General features: G+C 31.2%; 14 protein-coding genes. All 14 read left to right on the top strand.

The window, feature by feature from the left end:
* The first annotated feature begins 106 nt into the window (after positions 1–106).
* The gene (locus OQ292_RS25900; protein ID WP_284687088.1) at positions 107–1,123 is read left to right on the top strand and encodes a 6-bladed beta-propeller; all 1,017 of its coding nucleotides are present in this window, start codon (positions 107–109) and stop codon (positions 1,121–1,123) included.
* 233 nt (positions 1,124–1,356) lie between these two features.
* Positions 1,357–2,550: a DUF4934 domain-containing protein gene (locus tag OQ292_RS25905; protein ID WP_284687089.1), complete on the top strand. Its 1,194-nt coding sequence runs from the start codon at positions 1,357–1,359 to the stop codon at positions 2,548–2,550.
* A 137-nt stretch (positions 2,551–2,687) separates the two neighbouring features.
* Positions 2,688–3,857, top strand: a complete 1,170-nt coding sequence (locus OQ292_RS25910; RefSeq protein WP_284687090.1) for a DUF4934 domain-containing protein — start codon at positions 2,688–2,690, stop codon at positions 3,855–3,857.
* A gap of 227 nt (positions 3,858–4,084) precedes the next feature.
* A complete protein-coding gene (locus OQ292_RS25915; protein ID WP_284687091.1) occupies positions 4,085–4,333 on the top strand; it encodes a hypothetical protein in 249 nt (82 codons plus the stop codon).
* Positions 4,334–5,206: 873 nt separating this feature from the next.
* A complete protein-coding gene (locus OQ292_RS25920) occupies positions 5,207–5,461 on the top strand; it encodes a hypothetical protein (protein WP_284687092.1) in 255 nt (84 codons plus the stop codon).
* A gap of 795 nt (positions 5,462–6,256) precedes the next feature.
* Complete coding sequence (locus OQ292_RS25925; protein ID WP_284687092.1) at positions 6,257–6,511, top strand: hypothetical protein; 255 nt, start codon at positions 6,257–6,259, stop codon at positions 6,509–6,511.
* A gap of 505 nt (positions 6,512–7,016) precedes the next feature.
* Positions 7,017–8,093, top strand: a complete 1,077-nt coding sequence (locus OQ292_RS25930) for a BF3164 family lipoprotein (protein WP_284687093.1) — start codon at positions 7,017–7,019, stop codon at positions 8,091–8,093.
* Positions 8,090–8,668 (top strand): hypothetical protein, encoded by a 579-nt coding sequence (locus tag OQ292_RS25935; RefSeq protein ID WP_284687094.1) that lies wholly within the window; start codon positions 8,090–8,092, stop codon positions 8,666–8,668. Before OQ292_RS25930 ends, OQ292_RS25935 begins: the two co-directional genes overlap by 4 nt.
* Entirely contained in the window at positions 8,655–9,692 is a 1,038-nt protein-coding gene (lepB, locus tag OQ292_RS25940) for a signal peptidase I (protein WP_284687095.1), read from the top strand. Before OQ292_RS25935 ends, lepB begins: the two co-directional genes overlap by 14 nt.
* 122 nt (positions 9,693–9,814) lie before the next feature.
* Positions 9,815–10,894 (top strand): efflux RND transporter periplasmic adaptor subunit, encoded by a 1,080-nt coding sequence (locus OQ292_RS25945; protein WP_284687096.1) that lies wholly within the window; start codon positions 9,815–9,817, stop codon positions 10,892–10,894.
* A 206-nt stretch (positions 10,895–11,100) separates the two neighbouring features.
* On the top strand, positions 11,101–11,457 hold the full coding sequence (locus tag OQ292_RS25950) for a four helix bundle protein (protein WP_284687097.1): 357 nt from the start codon (positions 11,101–11,103) through the stop codon (positions 11,455–11,457).
* A 114-nt stretch (positions 11,458–11,571) separates the two neighbouring features.
* Positions 11,572–14,655, top strand: coding sequence for an efflux RND transporter permease subunit (locus OQ292_RS25955; protein ID WP_284687098.1), 3,084 nt, complete (start codon positions 11,572–11,574; stop codon positions 14,653–14,655).
* Positions 14,642–16,147: a TolC family protein gene (locus OQ292_RS25960; protein WP_284687099.1), complete on the top strand. Its 1,506-nt coding sequence runs from the start codon at positions 14,642–14,644 to the stop codon at positions 16,145–16,147. Before OQ292_RS25955 ends, OQ292_RS25960 begins: the two co-directional genes overlap by 14 nt.
* Entirely contained in the window at positions 16,144–19,314 is a 3,171-nt protein-coding gene (locus OQ292_RS25965; protein WP_284687100.1) for an efflux RND transporter permease subunit, read from the top strand. Before OQ292_RS25960 ends, OQ292_RS25965 begins: the two co-directional genes overlap by 4 nt.
* Positions 19,315–19,853 lie beyond the last annotated feature (539 nt).

A 19,853-nucleotide genomic window follows, 5' to 3' on the forward strand; every position in this document is an offset into this window, starting at 1 on the left:
CTCTATTTTCGGGGCTATAATTGAGCCTTTCTTTACTTTTATGCTATTCAATTAAGTACAACATTCAGATTAGCCGCTTTCTTGAAATAGATATTAAACTGAAATTATGAAGCTACTGCCGATCCTTTCCATCATTTTACTAGTAATTGCTTGCACCCCAAAAGATGCTGATAATGCAATTACACAAACAGAAAGAGATGAAATCGTCAATGTAACAGACAAAATAACTGAGGTCGATTTAGATTCTCTAATGCTCGGAATGTCGCATTTACATTTACTAGATAGTTTCTTAATTGTTGCAGAAAACAAAGCTTTAAACTCAGAAGTGATACACATATTCAATAAGAATACTTTTAATTACATTACTAGCACTGGTGTACTTGGTAGAGGTCCTGGAGAGATTTCGAGAATTGGTAATTTAAGTATAGATGAACAGCGCAAAATAATTTGGGTGCCAGACCATGGAAAAGAAGTACTGTTTAAATTTCCCTTAGATAGTATTTTAAATAATCCATCTTTTTTACCTACAGAAAAGTTAAAGCTAGACCCAAGTTTATTTATCACAAATTTCAGTTTTTTAAACGATAGTATCGCTCTTGGACTTGGAATAGAACCCACTTCTAATAATACCTTTAACATGGCTACTGTTAAACTCAATGTTGTAAATAATACTACAGAAAAATTTGGTTTCGAATTTAATGAGCTTGAAAAGATTAGATTCAACTTTGCCATGTCTAAGTCAAAAAACCGATATGTAAAATGCTTTCGCAATGTCGATTTAATTACAATTTGTGATTTAGAAGGAAACCTAATTCGTAATGTATTTGGACCCAATTGGGGTAAGAAATTTAAACCCAGACATAGTTTTTTTTCTGGTGTAGAAATAACGGATACAAACATTATTGCTGCTTACATTGGTGATGAAAGTATTGTATTTGATGAAAGCAATACACCCAAAGGGAATATACCAACCAAACTCATGTTTTTCGATTTGGAAGGGAATTACCAAAAGACAATAGAAACAGGCAGCAAAGTGTGGAGCTTTTGTATAGATAATGAAAATAACAGAGTGATCTGCTTCTTTAACGATCGCTTAAATCCCATTGGGTATTTTAGTTTGTAGCTACATGCCTTAATTCAAAGCAGATACTCTTTTAACCACAGTAAAGAATCTAAAACCAACAGATAACCCGGTAATCTATTTAGTGAAGTTTAAAGATTATTAACTATTAAATTTTCAAAATGCAGTAAAACTGCACTTTGAATAACTAGTTTAGCCGTGTCAGTTAGTTACCAACTATATATTTGTCCATTTTTTAATAACAATTACCAGCTTGCTTTCAAAAAAATTAGCTAATGAAAAACAAGATCATTTTTTTAATTTTTATTTATATACTTAGCCTTTTAGGGTGTCAACATCAAGAAACAACGTACACTAAATTAGAAGCTGAAAATGCAGTGTTTATCGATATAGATCATCCATCTGAGGTTTCTTTTAAAGATTATTTTTCGAATATTGAAATTATACCTTTAGAAACTAATGAAAATTCTCTAATTGCTAGGCAGGGGAAAACGCTTTATCATGATCACAAATTTTTCTTATTGGATAAGAGCCAGAATGCGCTGTTTATTTTTACTGATAAAGGGAAATTTATTAAGAAAATTCAACGAGTTGGAAGAGGTCCTGGTGAATATACTTTGGTTTACGATTTTAATATTAATCCTTACACAAATAATTTAGAACTTCTTGATCCTAGAGGAGCTATTTTAGTTTACAATTTAGATGGAGAATTTATTAGTGAAATCAGCTTACCTAATGATAATAGCGCTTATCATAATTTTATAAATGTTTCTCCTGATACTGTTTTATTTTATACTGCTTCAAATGAAAAAGTATTTTCATTATACGCTAGAAGTAAAGATGAAATACTGAGACAGTTTTATGATGCTCTACATCATAATTTTCCTATAAAAACTCAAAACACGCCACTATATAAATCTAATGGTAATATTTATTATACTGATGCTGCTCAAAACCATTTTTATAAATATGAAAATGATAGTTTAATAAGTCAATACACGTGGGATTTTGGTAAATATAATTTCAATCTTTATGAAGAATTGCCATTAGATCAAGATGTTTTGTCTCTTTTAAAATATTTTAAAAACATTGAAAATAATAAAGATAATGCAGCTTATAATGTTCAAGCAAGATTAGTTACGAATAACTACGTTTTCACTTCATTCTTTTTTGTACAAGGTGGAGAGCAAAAGTTTGGCAATATTATCTACAACACTCAAACTGATCAGTCTGAATTTTTTGAACAGTTTAAAGAGGGTGGTAACTTTTATTCAGCAAATATATGTGCCGGTGGAATTTATGATGTAATACCACCTCAAGTAATAACAAATCAAGATTTAGGCATTATTGGACCATCGCTAGAAATGCTAAGTGAAACCGATAAAGAAAAGTGGAGCAAAATAACTTTAAACGATAATCCAGTGATTATTAGATATACTTTTAAAGAAGGTATGGTGAGTAAAAACTAAATTTTGTAACCTTATTTTAATCATTTGTGTATAGAAATGAGAATTTGTTTACGCATACTTTTTTGAAAGCCTTAATCCGATTTTTAATTAAAAACCAACATTTTTTCAGCAAATCATTTTTACATTAATCTCTATTAATGATCAAACATTTAAGTATCAGACTTACTACACTATTTGTTTTACTCTATATAAATGCTTTTAATACAAATCAGCATAACAATAATTCAAATAGCTCAAAAGTGATAAGTGTCCCTATCAATTTCGATAATAAGGTAGATCAAATTGCATTGTCAGAAATTGTATATTCTATTTATTACATTCCTTTAAAAACTAGTGATGCAGATTTAATGGCAGATGTTTCTAAAATTCTGGATTATAATAACCAATATTTTATTTCAGATACAGAAGATAATCTGTTTTGCTTTAATGAATATGGAGATTTTATATACAAGATTGATAGGCAAGGTAAAGGGCCTGGTGAGTACCTTCGGTTAAGAGATTTTACTATAGATAAAGCAAAGCAAGCTTTGGTGATCTCTGATGATGTTAGTTTGAAATACTATAAAATTGATAATGGGGAATTTATAGAAGAGAAGCCAGCACCAACATACAAAATGGAATATTTGGATAAAGGTAAGTATTTGTTAGATGCTTCATTTAATACAAATGCAAAATTGGCTCAAGAAGGAGAATTATATTCTATTATTCTGGCTGATAGTGAAGCTAAAATTAAAGACAGCTATTTACTTTTTGATGCTTCCATTAACTCAGAAGTAAATATGTATTTTAAACTCAATCAATTTATGAAATACAACCGAGAGGTTTTAGTAAATAGAATGCTAAGCGATACAATCTTTACTTTCTCGGAAAACGAATTACAGAGTAAGTACTTTATAGATTATGGTGATAAAACATTGCCTAAAGATATTTTAGACCCAGATAAATTGCAGAAGTATAAAGAGAAAATAGGTAATTATGCCATTGTGAGCGAAGTAATAGAAACAGATAAGCATCTAATTTTATATTCTCTTTATGAGAAAAGTCCAGTTATTTCGCTTTACAATAAAACAGATTTGTCTGTTAAAAACTGCGCGATTGGTGAATTGCCACCATTCAAAAATGACATAGACAGTGTGCCCATTTCACCTTTTGTAGCAACAACAAATGCGAATCATCTGGTTTCTGTAATTTATCCGAGTGATGTGATAGATGCTGCAAAAATCTCTACTTCTAGCCAGCTCCAAAACTTTGCAAGTACACTTACAGAAAATAGGAATCCAATACTTGCCATTGCTATTCCGAAATAAGTATTTCTATCGATAGGCATTTACTTAGGTAAAAAAAACGTAGAGTGCTATATAACTGCACTCAGTATTCTTATACTTGTATCATATAAACTTATCTGATTCAGTCAGTATTAATTTCTTACCAATAGTATCTAATCAAGAGAGATGTATATTCAGAATATCATCATTTATAAGAGCTCGAGCTAGTATATATATATTTTTTTTTAAATCATTTAAATTTTTCAATTATGAGAAAGAGAATTTTTATTTATTTTTCAATCGCATTAGGTATTACATTTAGTGGGTTAGGCTTTTCATCTAACACAATATCATCATCAGACAATGAATACTTATCTTTAACTTCTTTGGCAATTATTTCTGAAGCTGCTGCTTGTGGAGAAGATGATGGTGGGGTGATTTGTGAATTTGATCCAGATGATACGTGTAAAGTAGATTGTGCTAGTTTTATTGATATGGATGAGTTTGTTGAATATTAAAAAATGTACTTAACTAAGAATAAGCTGTCTGTTTATTGGTCTCAGAAATGGATTCAAAACCCTGTACTTTCAGTGCAGAGTGGTTTATTTTAATTTCAAAATAATCAACAATCCATACAGCTTTTAAATCAAATCTCCCAATACCTATAATTTTTAAAATTGAAGTATTGGGAGTTACAGTCTGTTATTTAAATACAATACATTGTAGACATTTTATCGGGATTATACTTATTTTAAAGAGATTATATGTTTGAAATTTTTTTATAAAAAATTACACTGAACAAGAAAGTGACTCTTTGTAAATATTTTAATACTCACAGATATTTAAAAAAAATGAAACTAAAGATTTATTTCTTACTTCAATAGGCTTCAACTTATTATTAATTTTCTTGTCTTGAACGTATTTGTGTCTATTTAAAAGTTTGTTTTAGTAATAAAACATCAAATAGCAATTGAGTTTAAAGATTAACATTAGAAATGTGGATGGAATACTAGAAATAGTATTTACGAAATAATCAAGGGACAAATATCTAAATCTATAGGGAAGCAGAAATTTCAAACCCATAATACAAAATAGTTATTGAGTTTTAATACTATTATAAATGATAATTAATCATTTATTGTAAATCTGATAAATAGAAAATTTTACTTTATAAGATAGCCTTAAATAAAAACTACAAAAAAAGGTAGAGTGCTATATAACTGCACTCAGTATTCTTATACTTGCATCATATAAACTTATCTGATTCAGTCAGTATTAATTTCTTACCAATAGTATCTAATCAAGAGAGATGTATATTCAGAATATCATCATTTATCAGAGCTCGAGCTAGTATATATATATTTTTTTTAAATCATTTAAATTTTTCAATTATGAGAAAGAGAATTTTCATTTATTTTTCAATCGCATTAGGTATTACATTTAGTGGGTTAGGCTTTTCATCTAATACAGATATATCATCATCAGACAATGAATACTTATCTTTAACTTCTTTGGCAATTATTTCTGAAGCTGCGGCTTGTGGTTCTGGTGGTGAAGATGATAGTGATGATCCATGTGAATATGATGAGTCAGATACATGTACAACAGATTGTGGTTCTTTTTGGAATTATGATGAAAAAGACTGATTTAAAAATAGTATAAGCTTGTCTGTTTATTTTAATTTCAAAATAATCAACAATTCATACAGCTTTTAAATCAAATCTCCCAATACCTATGATTTATAAAATTGAAGTATTGGGAGTTATAGTCTGTTATTTAGATAAAATACATTGTAGACATTTTATCGAGATTACATGTTTGAAATTTTTTTATAAAAAATTACACTGAACAAGAAAGTGACTCTTTGTAAATATTTTAATACTCACAGATATTTAAAAAAAATGAAACTAAAGATTTATTTCTTACTTCAATAGGCTTCAACTTATTATTAATTTTCTTGTCTTGAACGTATTTGTGTCTATTTAAAAGTTTGTTTTAGTAATAAAACATCAAATAGCAATTGAGTTTAAAGATTAACATTAGAAATGTGGATGGAATACTAGAAATAGTATTTACGAAATAATCAAGGGACAAATATCTAAATCTATAGGGAAGCAGAAATTTCAAACCCATAATACAAAATAGTTATTGAGTTTTAATACTATTATAAATGATAATTAATCATTTATTGTAAATCTGATAAATAGAAAATTTTACTTTATAAGATAGCCTTAAATAAAAACTACAAAAAAAGGTAGAGTGCTATATAACTGCACTCAGTATTCTTATACTTGCATCATATAAACTTATCTGATTCAGTCAGTATTAATTTCTTACCAATAGTATCTAATCAAGAGAGATGTATATTCAGAATATCATCATTTATCAGAGCTCGAGCTAGTATATATATATTTTTTTTAAATCATTTAAATTTTTCAATTATGAGAAAGAGAATTTTCATTTATTTTTCAATCGCATTAGGTATTACATTTAGTGGGTTAGGCTTTTCATCTAATACAGATATATCATCATCAGACAATGAATACTTATCTTTAACTTCTTTGGCAATTATTTCTGAAGCTGCGGCTTGTGGTTCTGGTGGTGAAGATGATAGTGATGATCCATGTGAATATGATGAGTCAGATACATGTACAACAGATTGTGGTTCTTTTTGGAATTATGATGAAAAAGACTGATTTAAAAATAGTATAAGCTTGTCTGTTTATTTTAATTTCAAAATAATCAACAATTCATACAGCTTTTAAATCAAATCTCCCAATACCTATGATTTATAAAATTGAAGTATTGGGAGTTATAGCTTGTTAATTAAATATGGAACAGTAGGTAATTTATAGGTGGGAATAGAATGTAATAGCAAATTTAACAACGTATACACTAAAAGAAGAAATACCTAATCTAATAGAGTAATAATATATTTCATATAATTGGTTGCCCAATTTATTGTAACTTTTACTAAGTGGAGATAATAAGTTTAATCTAAAGTAAAAGGATGTCCATTTGTTTTTAAACACATATTTATATTCGATAAACAGCAAGTCTAATTTATTAAAAACTTTAGTATTAAATTCTTTCTTTGAAAAGGAAACATACAAGCACTTATTTCATAATATTTATATCAATAGCTTAAAGATTACTTTTTGCATAATTAGAATCTAAAATAATTTTAAATTATCAAATTTTATGAAGAATAGATTTTTTATAAAGGAAATGAAAATATATACCATATTAGTTGGAATTATATCCATATTATTAAATTCTTGTAGTCAAGACACAAAAATTGAATCTGATGAGTCATATTTTAGTGAATTTAATAATATTGATACATTAAAATTTAAAGTTTTATTTAAACCTCATGATTTTATACCAAGAGATATTCATCCTCATGATTCTTTATTAATTATAAAATCTGATATCCGTGGTCAAAAATTTTGGTTTCAAATTTATTCATTGAAACAAGAGAAAGTTATAAAAAGTATATTGCCATATGGTAGAGGGCCTGGAGAGGCGTTAGGCATTTCATCTTCAGGTATAATAAATAATACTTTCTGGGCATATGACATTACAAAAAGAGAAATTCTTACATGTAATTTAGATAGTTTATTGGAATCACAAAACGCAAGCTTTACCACTATTGATGCAGAAATATCAAGTTATCAAATAGATTATTATGATACATCTAAAGTTGTTGTTTCTCTTGTAGATGAAGAAACAAAGTATAAGATGTCAATTATTGATTTGGAGAAAAATAGGAATGTTGAAAAAATTGGATTATTTGATAATATACCTAATACTGAAACGATAACCGGGTATAAAGATGCACATTTATTTTACATTAATGTTAAACCTAATAAATCTGGAAATCTTGCTATTTTATATCGCTATATGGATTTAATAGAAATTTACAACAATGGTAAATTACAGCATAAGTTACATGGACCTGATCAATATAAAGTTGACTATGAATTAGGTAAACGAGGTAATACATCATATATGAAAAAGACTGATAAAACTAAGAAAGCTTTTGTCTCTTCAGTAGCGACAAATCAATTTATTTATGGTTTGTATTCTGGTAATTTAAAAAAAAGTAAATTATGGTCTTATGGTAAATACATCTTTAGATATACATGGGACGGAAAACCGGATAAAAGTTTTTTTTCTGAATCAGCAATAGCAACTATAGGTATTGATAAGAAAAAATTATATGCTTATTTACCTGAAGAAGGAGTTTTATCATATATAAACTTAGACAATAAATGAAAAAATTATATTCTAAATTTATTCTTGTTATACTTATTATAAGTGTGATTATATCATGTACGAATGAGAGAAATAACTTAAAATTTCAAAAAGTAGAAGAACATGGTTTAAGTCTTCTAGGAAGAATGATTACTTTTCCAGAAAGCCTTAAAAGACTCACTAGAATGAATGGTGAAGAAGGTAAAGCTATTCCAGAAGAAGCGTCAAACAAATCAAAAAAAATTGTTAGTATTATTGATTCATCTTGTAGTTCTTGTGTACTAGAGTTAGAAAAATGGTCTAAGTATGTTAAAGATAAACAGACAATTTCATTTATTTTTATCATTATATCAGATGATAATTTCGAGTTATTCAAATACTTTTATTTGGATACTGATTTTGAAGTTCCTCAAAATATTCCAGTTTATTTAGATTATGATAAAAACTTCTTATCACAAAATAAACTTGAATATGAATATTGTAACACATTTATGTTAGATGAATTTAATAATGTTATATTATTAGGCAGTCCGACTTCGAATAGTGAAATAAATCAACTGTATAATAAAATGATAATTAAAAATGTCAACTTTTAAAGTTTTAAAATTCAGTTTATATCTAATTCTATTTGTTGCGATAATTATTTCTTGTAAAATTTTTGTGACTCAGCTTTTTTTTATTCCAAGTGACTCTATGAAATCATCATTGCAAAAAGGAGATATTATATTAGTTAATAAAATTAGTTATGGAGCTCGCTTGCCAAAATCTATATTAGAAATTCCAGTAATAAATATTATCTCTTTTATTTTTTTTAATGAAGAACAACTAAAAAATGCTAGTGATGTAGGTTGGTGGAAATACTATCGAATGCCTGGGTTTTCTATAGTGAAAAGAAATGAGATTATTGTTTTTAATATGCCTAACAATGAGAGCAAATTTGTTGTAAAACGAGCTGTAGGTCTTCCTAAAGATACATTAAAAATAGTTGATTCAAATGTTTTCATTAATAATACATTGATTAATGAAGCTTTGAGTGTCAGAAAAGTTTATTCAATTAATTACAATAATCTATTTGAAATAAATCAGCTATTAGATTCACTATCTATATCTCCTATTTTCAATTCCACTGAACTTAATCAAATAATTTCTGTAGCATTAAATCAAAATCAAAAGTTAACTCTACTGAAAAACAAATCAATTGATTCTCTTACTACTGAAATTGAAAAGGTTGATACTTTAAATAATAAATTTTATCCCAACAATGTAAATTTTGCATGGTCTGCCAATAATTTTGGTCCTATAATAATTCCGTCTAAAGGAATGCATATTGAGTTAAATAAAGAAAATTATATTCTATATGAGAAAGTAATTAATAAGATAGAAAAGGCACATATAGAGGAATTAGAGAATAAGTATTATCAAAATGGCAAAGAAGTAAATTCGTATTCATTTAAATACGATTATTATTTTATGATGGGTGATAATCGATCTTTTTCTGAGGATTCTAGATTTTGGGGCTTTGTACAAAAAAAAAATATTGTTGGTAAAGTTGAATTTATATTATTTTCAAAAGATCAGAAAGGAATAAAATGGGAACGTATGTTTAGTGAAGTGATATAAAAGGCATAAACAAAACTAAAAGTTTAGTTATAATTTTAAGCAATGCTTATGAAAATACTATTTTTTTAGTATAATTGAGAATAAAATTCATTTGTTTGAATACTGACAAGATAAACTTACTAATGAAACTATACTTTCAACCACTAACAGTTTTTCTGTTCATCTCTTGTTGGCTGGCAGCGTGTTCGGCTAAAAAGTCCCCCACAGAAGAAGATGTGAATAAAAGAGTCTATCTAGAAGAGAAAAATCCGGTATCGGTATTGGTTTTAGATAAGGGTACTTTTTCTAAGCAATTGGTGAGTAATGGTAAATTGCACGCTTTAAAAAAGAGTGAGTTGTCATTTTCGTCGGATGGAGTTGTGAGTACCTTGCCATATAAAAATGGTAGCTCTGTGCAAAAGGGGAGTATTATTGCTCAGTTGCAACAACAAGAACAAAAGTTATCTTTAGCAGAAGCAAAAATTGCCATAGAAAAAGCCAGATTAGAGCTTGAAGATTTTTTAATTGGTCAAGGTTACGATTTAAAAGACTCGACCAATATACCTGATCAATTGTTTGAAACTTCTAAAATCCGTACAGGTTACACAGAAGCTCAACAACAACTTTCTAAAGCAGAGCAAGATTTTAACAATACTGTTTTAATTGCTCCTTTTTCTGGTAAAATTGCCAGTTTAAGCAACAAACTTTACGAACATCCCACTGGTGAAGCGCCTTTCTGTATTTTAATAGATGATTCCAGTTTTGAAGTTGAATTTCAGGTAACAGAATCTGAGTTTCATGAATTAACTGTGGGATTAGGTATCACTGTAGTTCCATTTGCCAGCAACGAAAAGTTTGAAGGAACGATTACAGCAATTAATCCACTGGTAGACGAACACGGGTTAATTACGATACAAGCCACCGTAAAAAATACGGGTGGATTGCTAGAAGGTATGAATGTAAAGGTGTTGATTGAGCAAGAAGTTTCAGATCAGTATGTGGTGCCAAAAGCAGCTGTGGTGATCAGGCAAAACCAAGATGTTTTATTTAAAGTGGTAGATGGTAAAGCGTATTGGACTTATCTTCAAATTTTGTATGAAAACAGTGATTCTTATGCCGTAGTCGCGCATCCAGATAAACAAGCCAGCCTAGAAGTCGGTGACACTGTCATCATCTCAGGCAACTTGAATCTAGCCCACGAATCGGAAGTAGCAGTGCAGTAAGTTTCAGTGAACAGTGATCAGTTAACAGTAGACAGGTATCAGTTAACATAAAGCAATAAATAGTTAGCAGTTGACAGTGATCAATGAGCAGATATAAAATAATACAGCAATAAAAAGAAAACTCAAATAATTAACTGTTTTTAGTTACATAATTCTTTAATTTGTTGACTGCATTTTGCTAACTGTATTCTGAAAACTGTAAAAAGATGATTCCAAATAGTATTGCATATAAAAAGGCATTTGATTTGGCAGTGGAAATTGTAAAAGTATATAAGAATTTAACAGAAGATAGAAAGGAGTTTGTAATGAGTAAACAACTTTTAAAAGCAGGAACATCTATAGGTGCAAATTTGGCAGAAGCAAATGGAGCAATTTCTCAAGCAGATTTTTCAGCTAAAATATCTATTTCCTATAAAGAAAGCTTAGAAACAAAATACTGGTTAGACTTACTAAACACAACCCATTTTTTAGAACAAACACTATATGACAAGCTTTATCAAAAAGCAGATGAACTTTCAAAAATATTATTTAGCATCTTAAAGAAAACGAGAATAAAACAATGAGTCAACTAGCAGTGAACAGTCTACATTTAACTGTGAAGGAGATATCAGACTACAGTGGACAGTTTTCATATTTGTTTAACCTGATTACTGTTAACTGATCACTGAAAAACTGTAATGGTAAAATTCCTACTATATCGCCCGATTGCTTTAACGATGAGTTACATTGCTGTGCTGATGCTTGGTGTGGTAGCTATGCTCAATCTGCCGGTTTCTTTGATTCCTGAGATGGACATTCCTGTAATTACCGTGCAGGTAAATGCAGAGAACCTTTCTGCTAGAGAATTGGAATCAACAGCGATAAAACCACTCAGAAATAGCCTGATGCAAATTGCTCATTTGGTAGATATTCAAAGTAACACCAGAGATGGCTTGGGAGTTATCCAGTTGCAGATGGAATATGGTACTGATATCGACTATGCATTTATCGATGTAAATGAAAAGATCGATCAGGCAATGAACGATTTTCCGAGAGAGATTGACCACCCCAAAGCCTTAAAGGCCAGTGCTTCTGATGTACCTGTTTTCTACCTCAATCTAGCTTTAAAAAATACAGGCACACCTTTTAAAACTACCAGTGAGTTTTATCCTGTTCCGCAAAGATTTGTGGAGCTCAGTGGTTTTGCTGATAACGTGATCAAGAAAAGACTGGAACAGCAAGCCTCTGTGGCAATGGTAGATATGAGCGGTTTGGTGACTCAAGAATTACTCATTATTCCCAATTTAAACAAACTCAATGCGCTGGGTATCACTTTAACTCAATTCGAAGAGCAAATTAAAAGTATGGAGTTGGAGCTGAGTAATCTCACAGTAAAAAATGCGCAGTATCAATATAATATCCGCTTTGCTAACTCTTTGCAAAACAAGACTGATATTGAAAACATCCATCTAAAAATAGATGATCACCTTTTGCAACTCAAAGATGTAGCAGAGGTAATGGCACATCCGGAAAGCATGAATGGCATGGTCACATCCAGAGAACAAAACATTGTGACACTGGCCATTATCAAACAATCTGATGCCAAGATGGAAGATCTAAAAGAAGGACTACATGAGCTAGTTAATCACTTTGAGCAAGACTATCCAGATATTTTGTTTTCTATCAATAGAGACCAAACGGCTTTGCTAGATTATTCCATTTCTAATGTGGAACAAAGCCTTTTCTGGGGTGCTTTTTTTGCTTTTATTGTGATGTTTTTCTTCTTGAAAGACTTAAAATCGCCTTTACTCATTGGCATTACCATTCCAACTTCTTTGGTGGTTTCTTTGCTATTTTTTAATCTGGCAGGCTTGTCTATAAACATCATTTCTTTGTCTGGTTTGGTACTCGGTATCGGGATGATGATCGATAATTCCATTATTGTAATTGACAACATTACCCAACATTATGAGCGCAGCAAAGATTTAGTAAGTGCTTGTATAAATGGTACCAATGAGGTAATTAGACCGATGTTGAGCTCAGTACTTACTACTTGTGCGGTGTTTATTCCATTGATTTTTATTAGTGGAATTGCAGGTGCGATGTTTTATGAGCAAGCCCTTTCTGTCACTATTGGTTTGTTTGTTTCGCTTATTGTATCCATCACACTACTGCCTGTTTATTTTAAATTATTCTATGAACGAAAATCTAAAAAAGACAATCTATTAACAGCTATCAGTAAAATCACCTTGTTTAACTATGCAGATGTGTATGAAAAAGGATTGAGGTTTACTTTAAGAAATCAACTGGTAGTTTGGGTGCTGTTTCTAAGCATGTTAGGCTTATCGGTACTTTTATTTGTTACAGTAAAAAAAGAAAATTTGCCAGAAATCGCTCAAACTGAAACGATTTTAAAGATAGATTGGAATGAGCCTGTACACATTGAAGAAAACAAAAAAAGAATATATACAATATTGAGCCAAGTGCAGCAGCTTTATATTGATGAAGTTTCGCAAATTGGTACCCAACAGTTTTTGTTAAATAGCGAAGCAGCAGCCAGTGCTTCAGAATCACAAGTGTATATTAAAGCCAATAATACAGAAGATTTAGCCAGGCTTACTTCAGACTTAACACAAAGCATCAATCAAAATTACCCAGACGCAACTTTTGAGTTTTTAGCCTCCGAAAACATCTTTACCCTTATTTTCTCTGGGGATTCTTATCCACTGACAGCTAAATTGAGACCTGTTGATATCACGCCCAATACCAATGAGAATTTACAGGCACTGCTTTTAAAGTTGCATCCAGTAATTAAAGAGAATTATGTGCAAAGCACCGCTTGGCAAGAGTATGTTCAAATCAATGTAGATCCGCTTAAGTTGATGCTTTACGACATTTCACTGCAAACTTTATATACCAAATTAAAAAGTGCTTTTGGTGAACATGAAATTATAACCATTAACGAAGGGCAACATTTTATTCCGGTGGTATTTGGTGGCAGGCCTAAATCATACAAAGAAGTGATTGCTTCACTTGAAATTACCAACGAAGATAACAAAGTGATTCCGGTAAGTTCGCTACTCAGAGAATCTAGAAGTCTGGATTTGAAGGATGTAAGTGCTGGAAAAGAAGGAGAATATTTTCCTTTAAACCTGCAATTACCAGTTGAAGCAGGTGAGCTAATGATGGATGAAATTCGCAAGGTGGTGAGCCACGATAAAAACTTTGAAGTCTCTTTTGAAGGGGAGATTTTTTCTAATCAGGAGCTAGTAAAAGAATTTGCCACGATTATGCTTATTTCTGTGTTGTTGCTCTATTTTATTTTGGCATCCCAATTTGAGTCTTTAACGCTTCCATTTATTGTTTTACTAGAAATTCCGATCGATATTTTTGGTGTATTGCTGGTTTTAAGTGTTTTTGGAGAGTCTTTAAATTTGATGTCTCTCATTGGTATTATTGTGATGTCTGGTATCATTATCAATGATTCAATTTTAAAAATCGATACTATTAATCAACTAAGAAAAGAAGGATATCCTTTGATGAAAGCACTTGTAGTTGCCGGACAAAGAAGGCTAAAACCAATTCTGATGACTAGTTTAACAACCGTTTTGGCATTGGTTCCCTTTCTTTTTACAAGTGGTTTGGGAGCAGATTTGCAAAGACCTATGGCCATTGCCATTATTGGCGGCATGACGATTGGTACCATAGTGAGTCTTTATTTTATCCCCTTATTTTATTTCTATCTGAACAGAAAAGGAACTAACTCAAATGCAGCAGTTTAACTTTCAACATAGCATCTTTAAACCATCAAGGTTGATAGCCATCTTCCTGTTAAGTGTTCAATTTGCCTTTGCCCAACAAACTGATCAAATGAGTATTGAGGAGGTAATTGATAGGGCTACCACTACTTCACTATTGGCATTAAAATCTACTAATATTTATCTGGCTGGTTATTGGCAATATAATTCATACAAGGCTTCCTTGCTACCTCAAGTCAACCTAAAGCTTACTCCAGTTGATTATAATCGTTCTTTTTCTCAGCAATGGAATAGTAATGAAGAAGCATTTGCTTATTACGAAACACAAACACTGAACAATTATTCCACTGTTTCCATCGATCAAAATTTGGCTTTTTCTGGTGGTACACTTTCTCTGCAAAGTAGTTTAGATCATTTAGAAAACTTGACAGACGATCAATATTCGGCTTTTAATGCAAGTCCAGTGCAACTGGCTTACACACAGCCAATTTTGGGCTTTAATGATTTCAAGTGGAAAAAAAAGTTGAGTCCGTTAGCTTACGAATTGGCAAAAAGAGAGTATCTGGAAGTAATGCAGCAAGCAAGACTTTTTGCGATTAATTACTATTTTGATTTGCTCATAGCACAAGTCAGTTTAGAAATTGCAAAAAGCAATCAGGCAACATCAGATACTTTATATCATATTGGTTTAAAGCGTTTTGAAATAGCTTCCATCACTAAAGAAGATTTACTCAATTTAGAACTCAATAAGTATTCGGCTTCTATCGAGGTAGCAAGAACAGGCAAAGAAGTAAAAGTGGCTCAATATAACCTTACTTCATTCTTAGGCATGAGTAAAGATGCGCTCATTACACCAATGATTCCTGAAAATAACTTCGTGAAAAATATCCCTTTAGAAAAAGCTATTGAAAACGGGATGAGGTATAATCCTGAGCCATTGCGCTTAGAAGAAAGTATGTTAGAAGCAGAAAAAAATCTAGATCAGATAAATAAAGACACTCGCTTTAATGCCAATGTAGTTGCGCAGTTCGGTTTAAATAATAGTGATAAAACGCTTAGGCAGACTTATAATAATTTAACCAACCGGCAGGCTGTGGCAGTTGGTATTCAAATACCATTAGTAGACTGGGGGCAAGGAAAAGGAGAGAGAATGTTGGCATTAAAACAAATGGAAGTAGCTCAAATTGAAATGGAACAAAGTAAAATGGATTTTGAGCAAGAGATTGTCTTGAACGTAATCGATTATAATTTGCAACATCAACTTGTTGAGAATGCTTTGCGTGCCGCTGAAATTTCTGAGGAGGCTTATCAACTTACCAAAAAGCGCTTTATACTGGGCAATGTAGATGTGCTTAAACTTAATGCTTCTGCTGAAGCGAGGCAGCAAGAAAAAGAGTCTTATATTGATGCTTTGTATAACCTTTGGCGCGTGTATTATGAGATTCAGGAGCTCACGCTATTTGATTATGGAAAAGATACACCACTTTCGGCTGATTTTGATAGTATGATAAAATGAAGCAGCAAAAAACTACCATATCGGCATTTTCAGTACTCATCATCTTCTCGATGCTCTGTATAATCGGTGCATCACTCATTCCTTTGCTTGATATTCAGTTTACACCTTCTCGAAGTTTACCTTCTATCACTGTAAGTTATCGCTGGCCAGATGCTTCTGCAAAAGTAATTGAGCAAGAAGTAACTGCTCCACTAGAAGCATCATTATCTAGAATGCGAGGTTTAAAATCCATCAATTCAGTTTCAAAAAAGGGAAGTGGTGAGATAGAAATTGAATTTAAAGATGAGGTGGACATGGATGCTGCTCGTTTCGAAGTGGCGACTTACATCAGGCAGCAATATCGAAATTTTCCTGAGCAAGTTACTTATCCGCAAATTTCATTAGGGCAAACTAATAATAAATCGGCTTTAATCACTTTTACCTTGAATGCCAATGCTCCACCTTTGTACATACAGCAGGTAGCCGAGCAAAAATTAAAATCGAAGTTGGCTTTAATTAGTGGGGTAAATGAAGTTTTGGTTTATGGAGCAACCCCTTTCGAATGGGAAATTAAATTTCAGACGGAAGTAGTACAGCAGTTAGGAATTAGCGGTGATGAAATTGCATCTGCCATCAACAATTATTTTAAGAAAGAGAATTTGGGTTTAGGTCTTATAAAAGGTATTAATACTTCTGATAGAAAGATCAGACTTGAGCTCAAAACCAATGTGCCAGACCAGATAGTTTGGGATCGAATTCCAATAAAGAAAGTAGAAAATAGGATTATTCAGTTAGGAGATATTGCACATGTCCGCTATGTAGAACAAGCTCCAAGCAGGTATTTTAGAATCAATGGATTAAATACCATCAACATTGTGGTTTATCCGGAAGATCATGTAAACACCATCCAGTTGGCTGAAGCTGTACTTGAAAAAATGGAAAGTCTTAAGCAGGAATTACCAGTCGGTTACAGTGTAATAACTATGTATAATACGACTGAATACCTGAAAAAAGAGCTGGAAAAGATTAGCTATAGAATGCTGTTTTCAATGCTAATTTTGCTGCTTTTTGTTTGGATAGCTAGTAGAAAATGGCAGTATTTAATGCTGATATTATTGAGCTTACTAGCTAATTTACTACTCAGTTTTATTCTCTATTGGGCATTTAATTTAGAAATTCATTTGTATTCGCTGGCGGGCATTACCATTTCTTTTGGTATCATGATCGACAATAGTATTGTCATGCTAGATCATCTCAGGCATCATGGAAATAAGCATGCTTTTCTTTCCATTTTGGCAGCTACACTCACTTCTATTGGCGCAATATTAATTGTATTTTTATTAGATGAAGCGCAGCAAATAAACTTGTTAGACTTTGCTTATGTAATTATTATCAACCTGAGTGTATCACTGCTGATTGCTTATTTTCTTATTCCAAGTCTATTTGAGAAAATCCCACTCAAAACCAAAAAGAATAAAACATACTTTAAAAGGAAAAAGAAGATTCTCCGATTTGAGAAGTATTATGGCAATTTTATCAGGTTTGAGAAAAGGTTTAAATGGATCGGAATTATCATTTTTATTCTGAGTTTTGGTTTACCAATTTACATGTTGCCAGAAAAATTGGGCGAAGAGGGAACAGTTGCACAAGAACAAGAAAAGGAAGAAGATTTTTGGACAAAAACCTACAATCAGGTTTTCGGGGCAGATTGGTACAACGACGAAGTAAGAGAATATGCCGATTTAGTTTTGGGCGGCAGTTTAAGACTTTTTACAGAGAAGGTGTACAATCAATCGTATTATAGCGAGCCAGGTCAAACTACACTATATATAAGAGGTAGTATGCCAGAGGGTTGCACGGTGAATCAGCTTAATGAGGCGATTGAAAAAATGGAAAATTTCATTAGTAAATACGATGAAATTGAAAAATTCCAGACCAGTATTTATAGCTATAACAGTTCTAGTATTACGATTACTTTTACAGAAGAGGCAGTTAATTCAGGTTTTCCTTTTTATCTCAAAGCGATGGTCGAGTCGAAAGCTATTAGCTTAGGAGGACTAGATTGGAGTGTTTATGGAGTGGGGCAAGGCTTTAGTAATTCGCTTTCAATGGGTTATCGGAATAGTGCCATTATTTTAACTGGTTATAATTATGATCAGCTCTATCGCTATGCAGAAACTTTAAGAAAAGAACTCTTAGTGAATCCTCGGATTAAAGAAGTGGATATTGAAGGAGATTTTAGTTGGCAGGCAAAGGTATTATACGAATTTGGTTTGGATTTAAACTTCCAATCTTTCGTAGCGCAAGAGATCAGTCCATATCAGTTTCATGGCTTTATTAAAGATGCTACTTATAGAACTAGTTTGGGCAATATTTTCAATCAGAATGAAAGCCAATATGTGACTTTAGTTTCAGACAAATCAGGAATTTTTAATGTCTGGGATTTAAATAATGCGGCTATTCAAATAGAAGATAAAAGTTTGAAAATGAGTTCTTTTGGTAAGCTAGAGAAAACAAAAACTGGTAATGAGATTTACAAGAAAGACCAACAATACCAGTTAGTAGTCGCTTACGATTTTATTGGTCCTGGAGAGTTTGCTTCTAAAGTGATGAAGGAACATGCGGAAAAAACGCAAGAGAAATTACCTTTGGGTTATCAAGCTAAAAGAAGAAGTTGGTATGGTTGGAACAAAGAAGATAAAAGCCAGTATTACCTACTATTCTTGGCCATTGTAATTATATTCTTTGTTTGTAGTATCGTATTTGAATCGCTGAGTCAACCATTTACAGTCATACTTTTAATTCCGATTTCATTTATTGGCTTATTTCTCACCTTTTATCTCTTTGATCTCAATTTTGACCAAGGTGGATTTGCCGCTTTTGTTTTGCTCAGTGGCATTGTAGTAAACTCAGCATTGTTTATCATCAACGATTTTAATAACTATAGAAAGAAGAATCTGAGGTATCAGAATGATTATTTAAGAGGATATTTGAGAGCTTTTAACAGTAAAATTATTCCTATTATACTCACTACCATTTCTACGATATTAGGTCTAATTCCTTTTATCTGGCAAGGGCAAAATGAAGTTTTCTGGTTTTCATTTGCCGCAGGCTCGATTGGTGGATTAGTATTTTCTGTGATTGCAGTGCTGGTTTATTTACCACTTTTTTTGAGGTTAAAAACTTAAACTTTTCATTAAGCATTATTAAGTTAAAGTGCATGAATATTTTTATAGCGATTTTTGAAAAATATTCATTTTAGTACCATGTGAGAAATAGTATGAATTAATAATGAGCTATAATAGAAAGTGTAGCATGCTTCTAATACAAAGTTTTCATCAAACTAAAAATTCGCAAAAAAATACACTTTTAGTATAACAATCTATTACACATAGTTAAGTATTACTAGTAATTCAAAAAACTCAAAATGTTACATATAAAATGAATAATTAATTTTGAGTATTCTATTTTGAGCATTGCATATAGAGTTTTAAATGATGAAAGATCTATTAATCTATTTATATGATAAAGATAATTTCACAAAATTCTAACCTTGTAAGATTTTCTTTTTAATTATCATTTTCCTTATGAATAAATATACTAACCATACAGTGTTTCTGCATCATTACTAATTTTAATTATTTGCACAATATTGATCTGTGAATATACAGCAAATTTAATTAGGCAATTGTAGTTAAATTATCAGTCAAAAGCTATTTGGAGTATT

The sequence above is a fragment of the Chondrinema litorale genome (assembly GCF_026250525.1).
GTDB classification, from domain to species: Bacteria; Bacteroidota; Bacteroidia; order Cytophagales; family Flammeovirgaceae; genus Chondrinema; species Chondrinema litorale.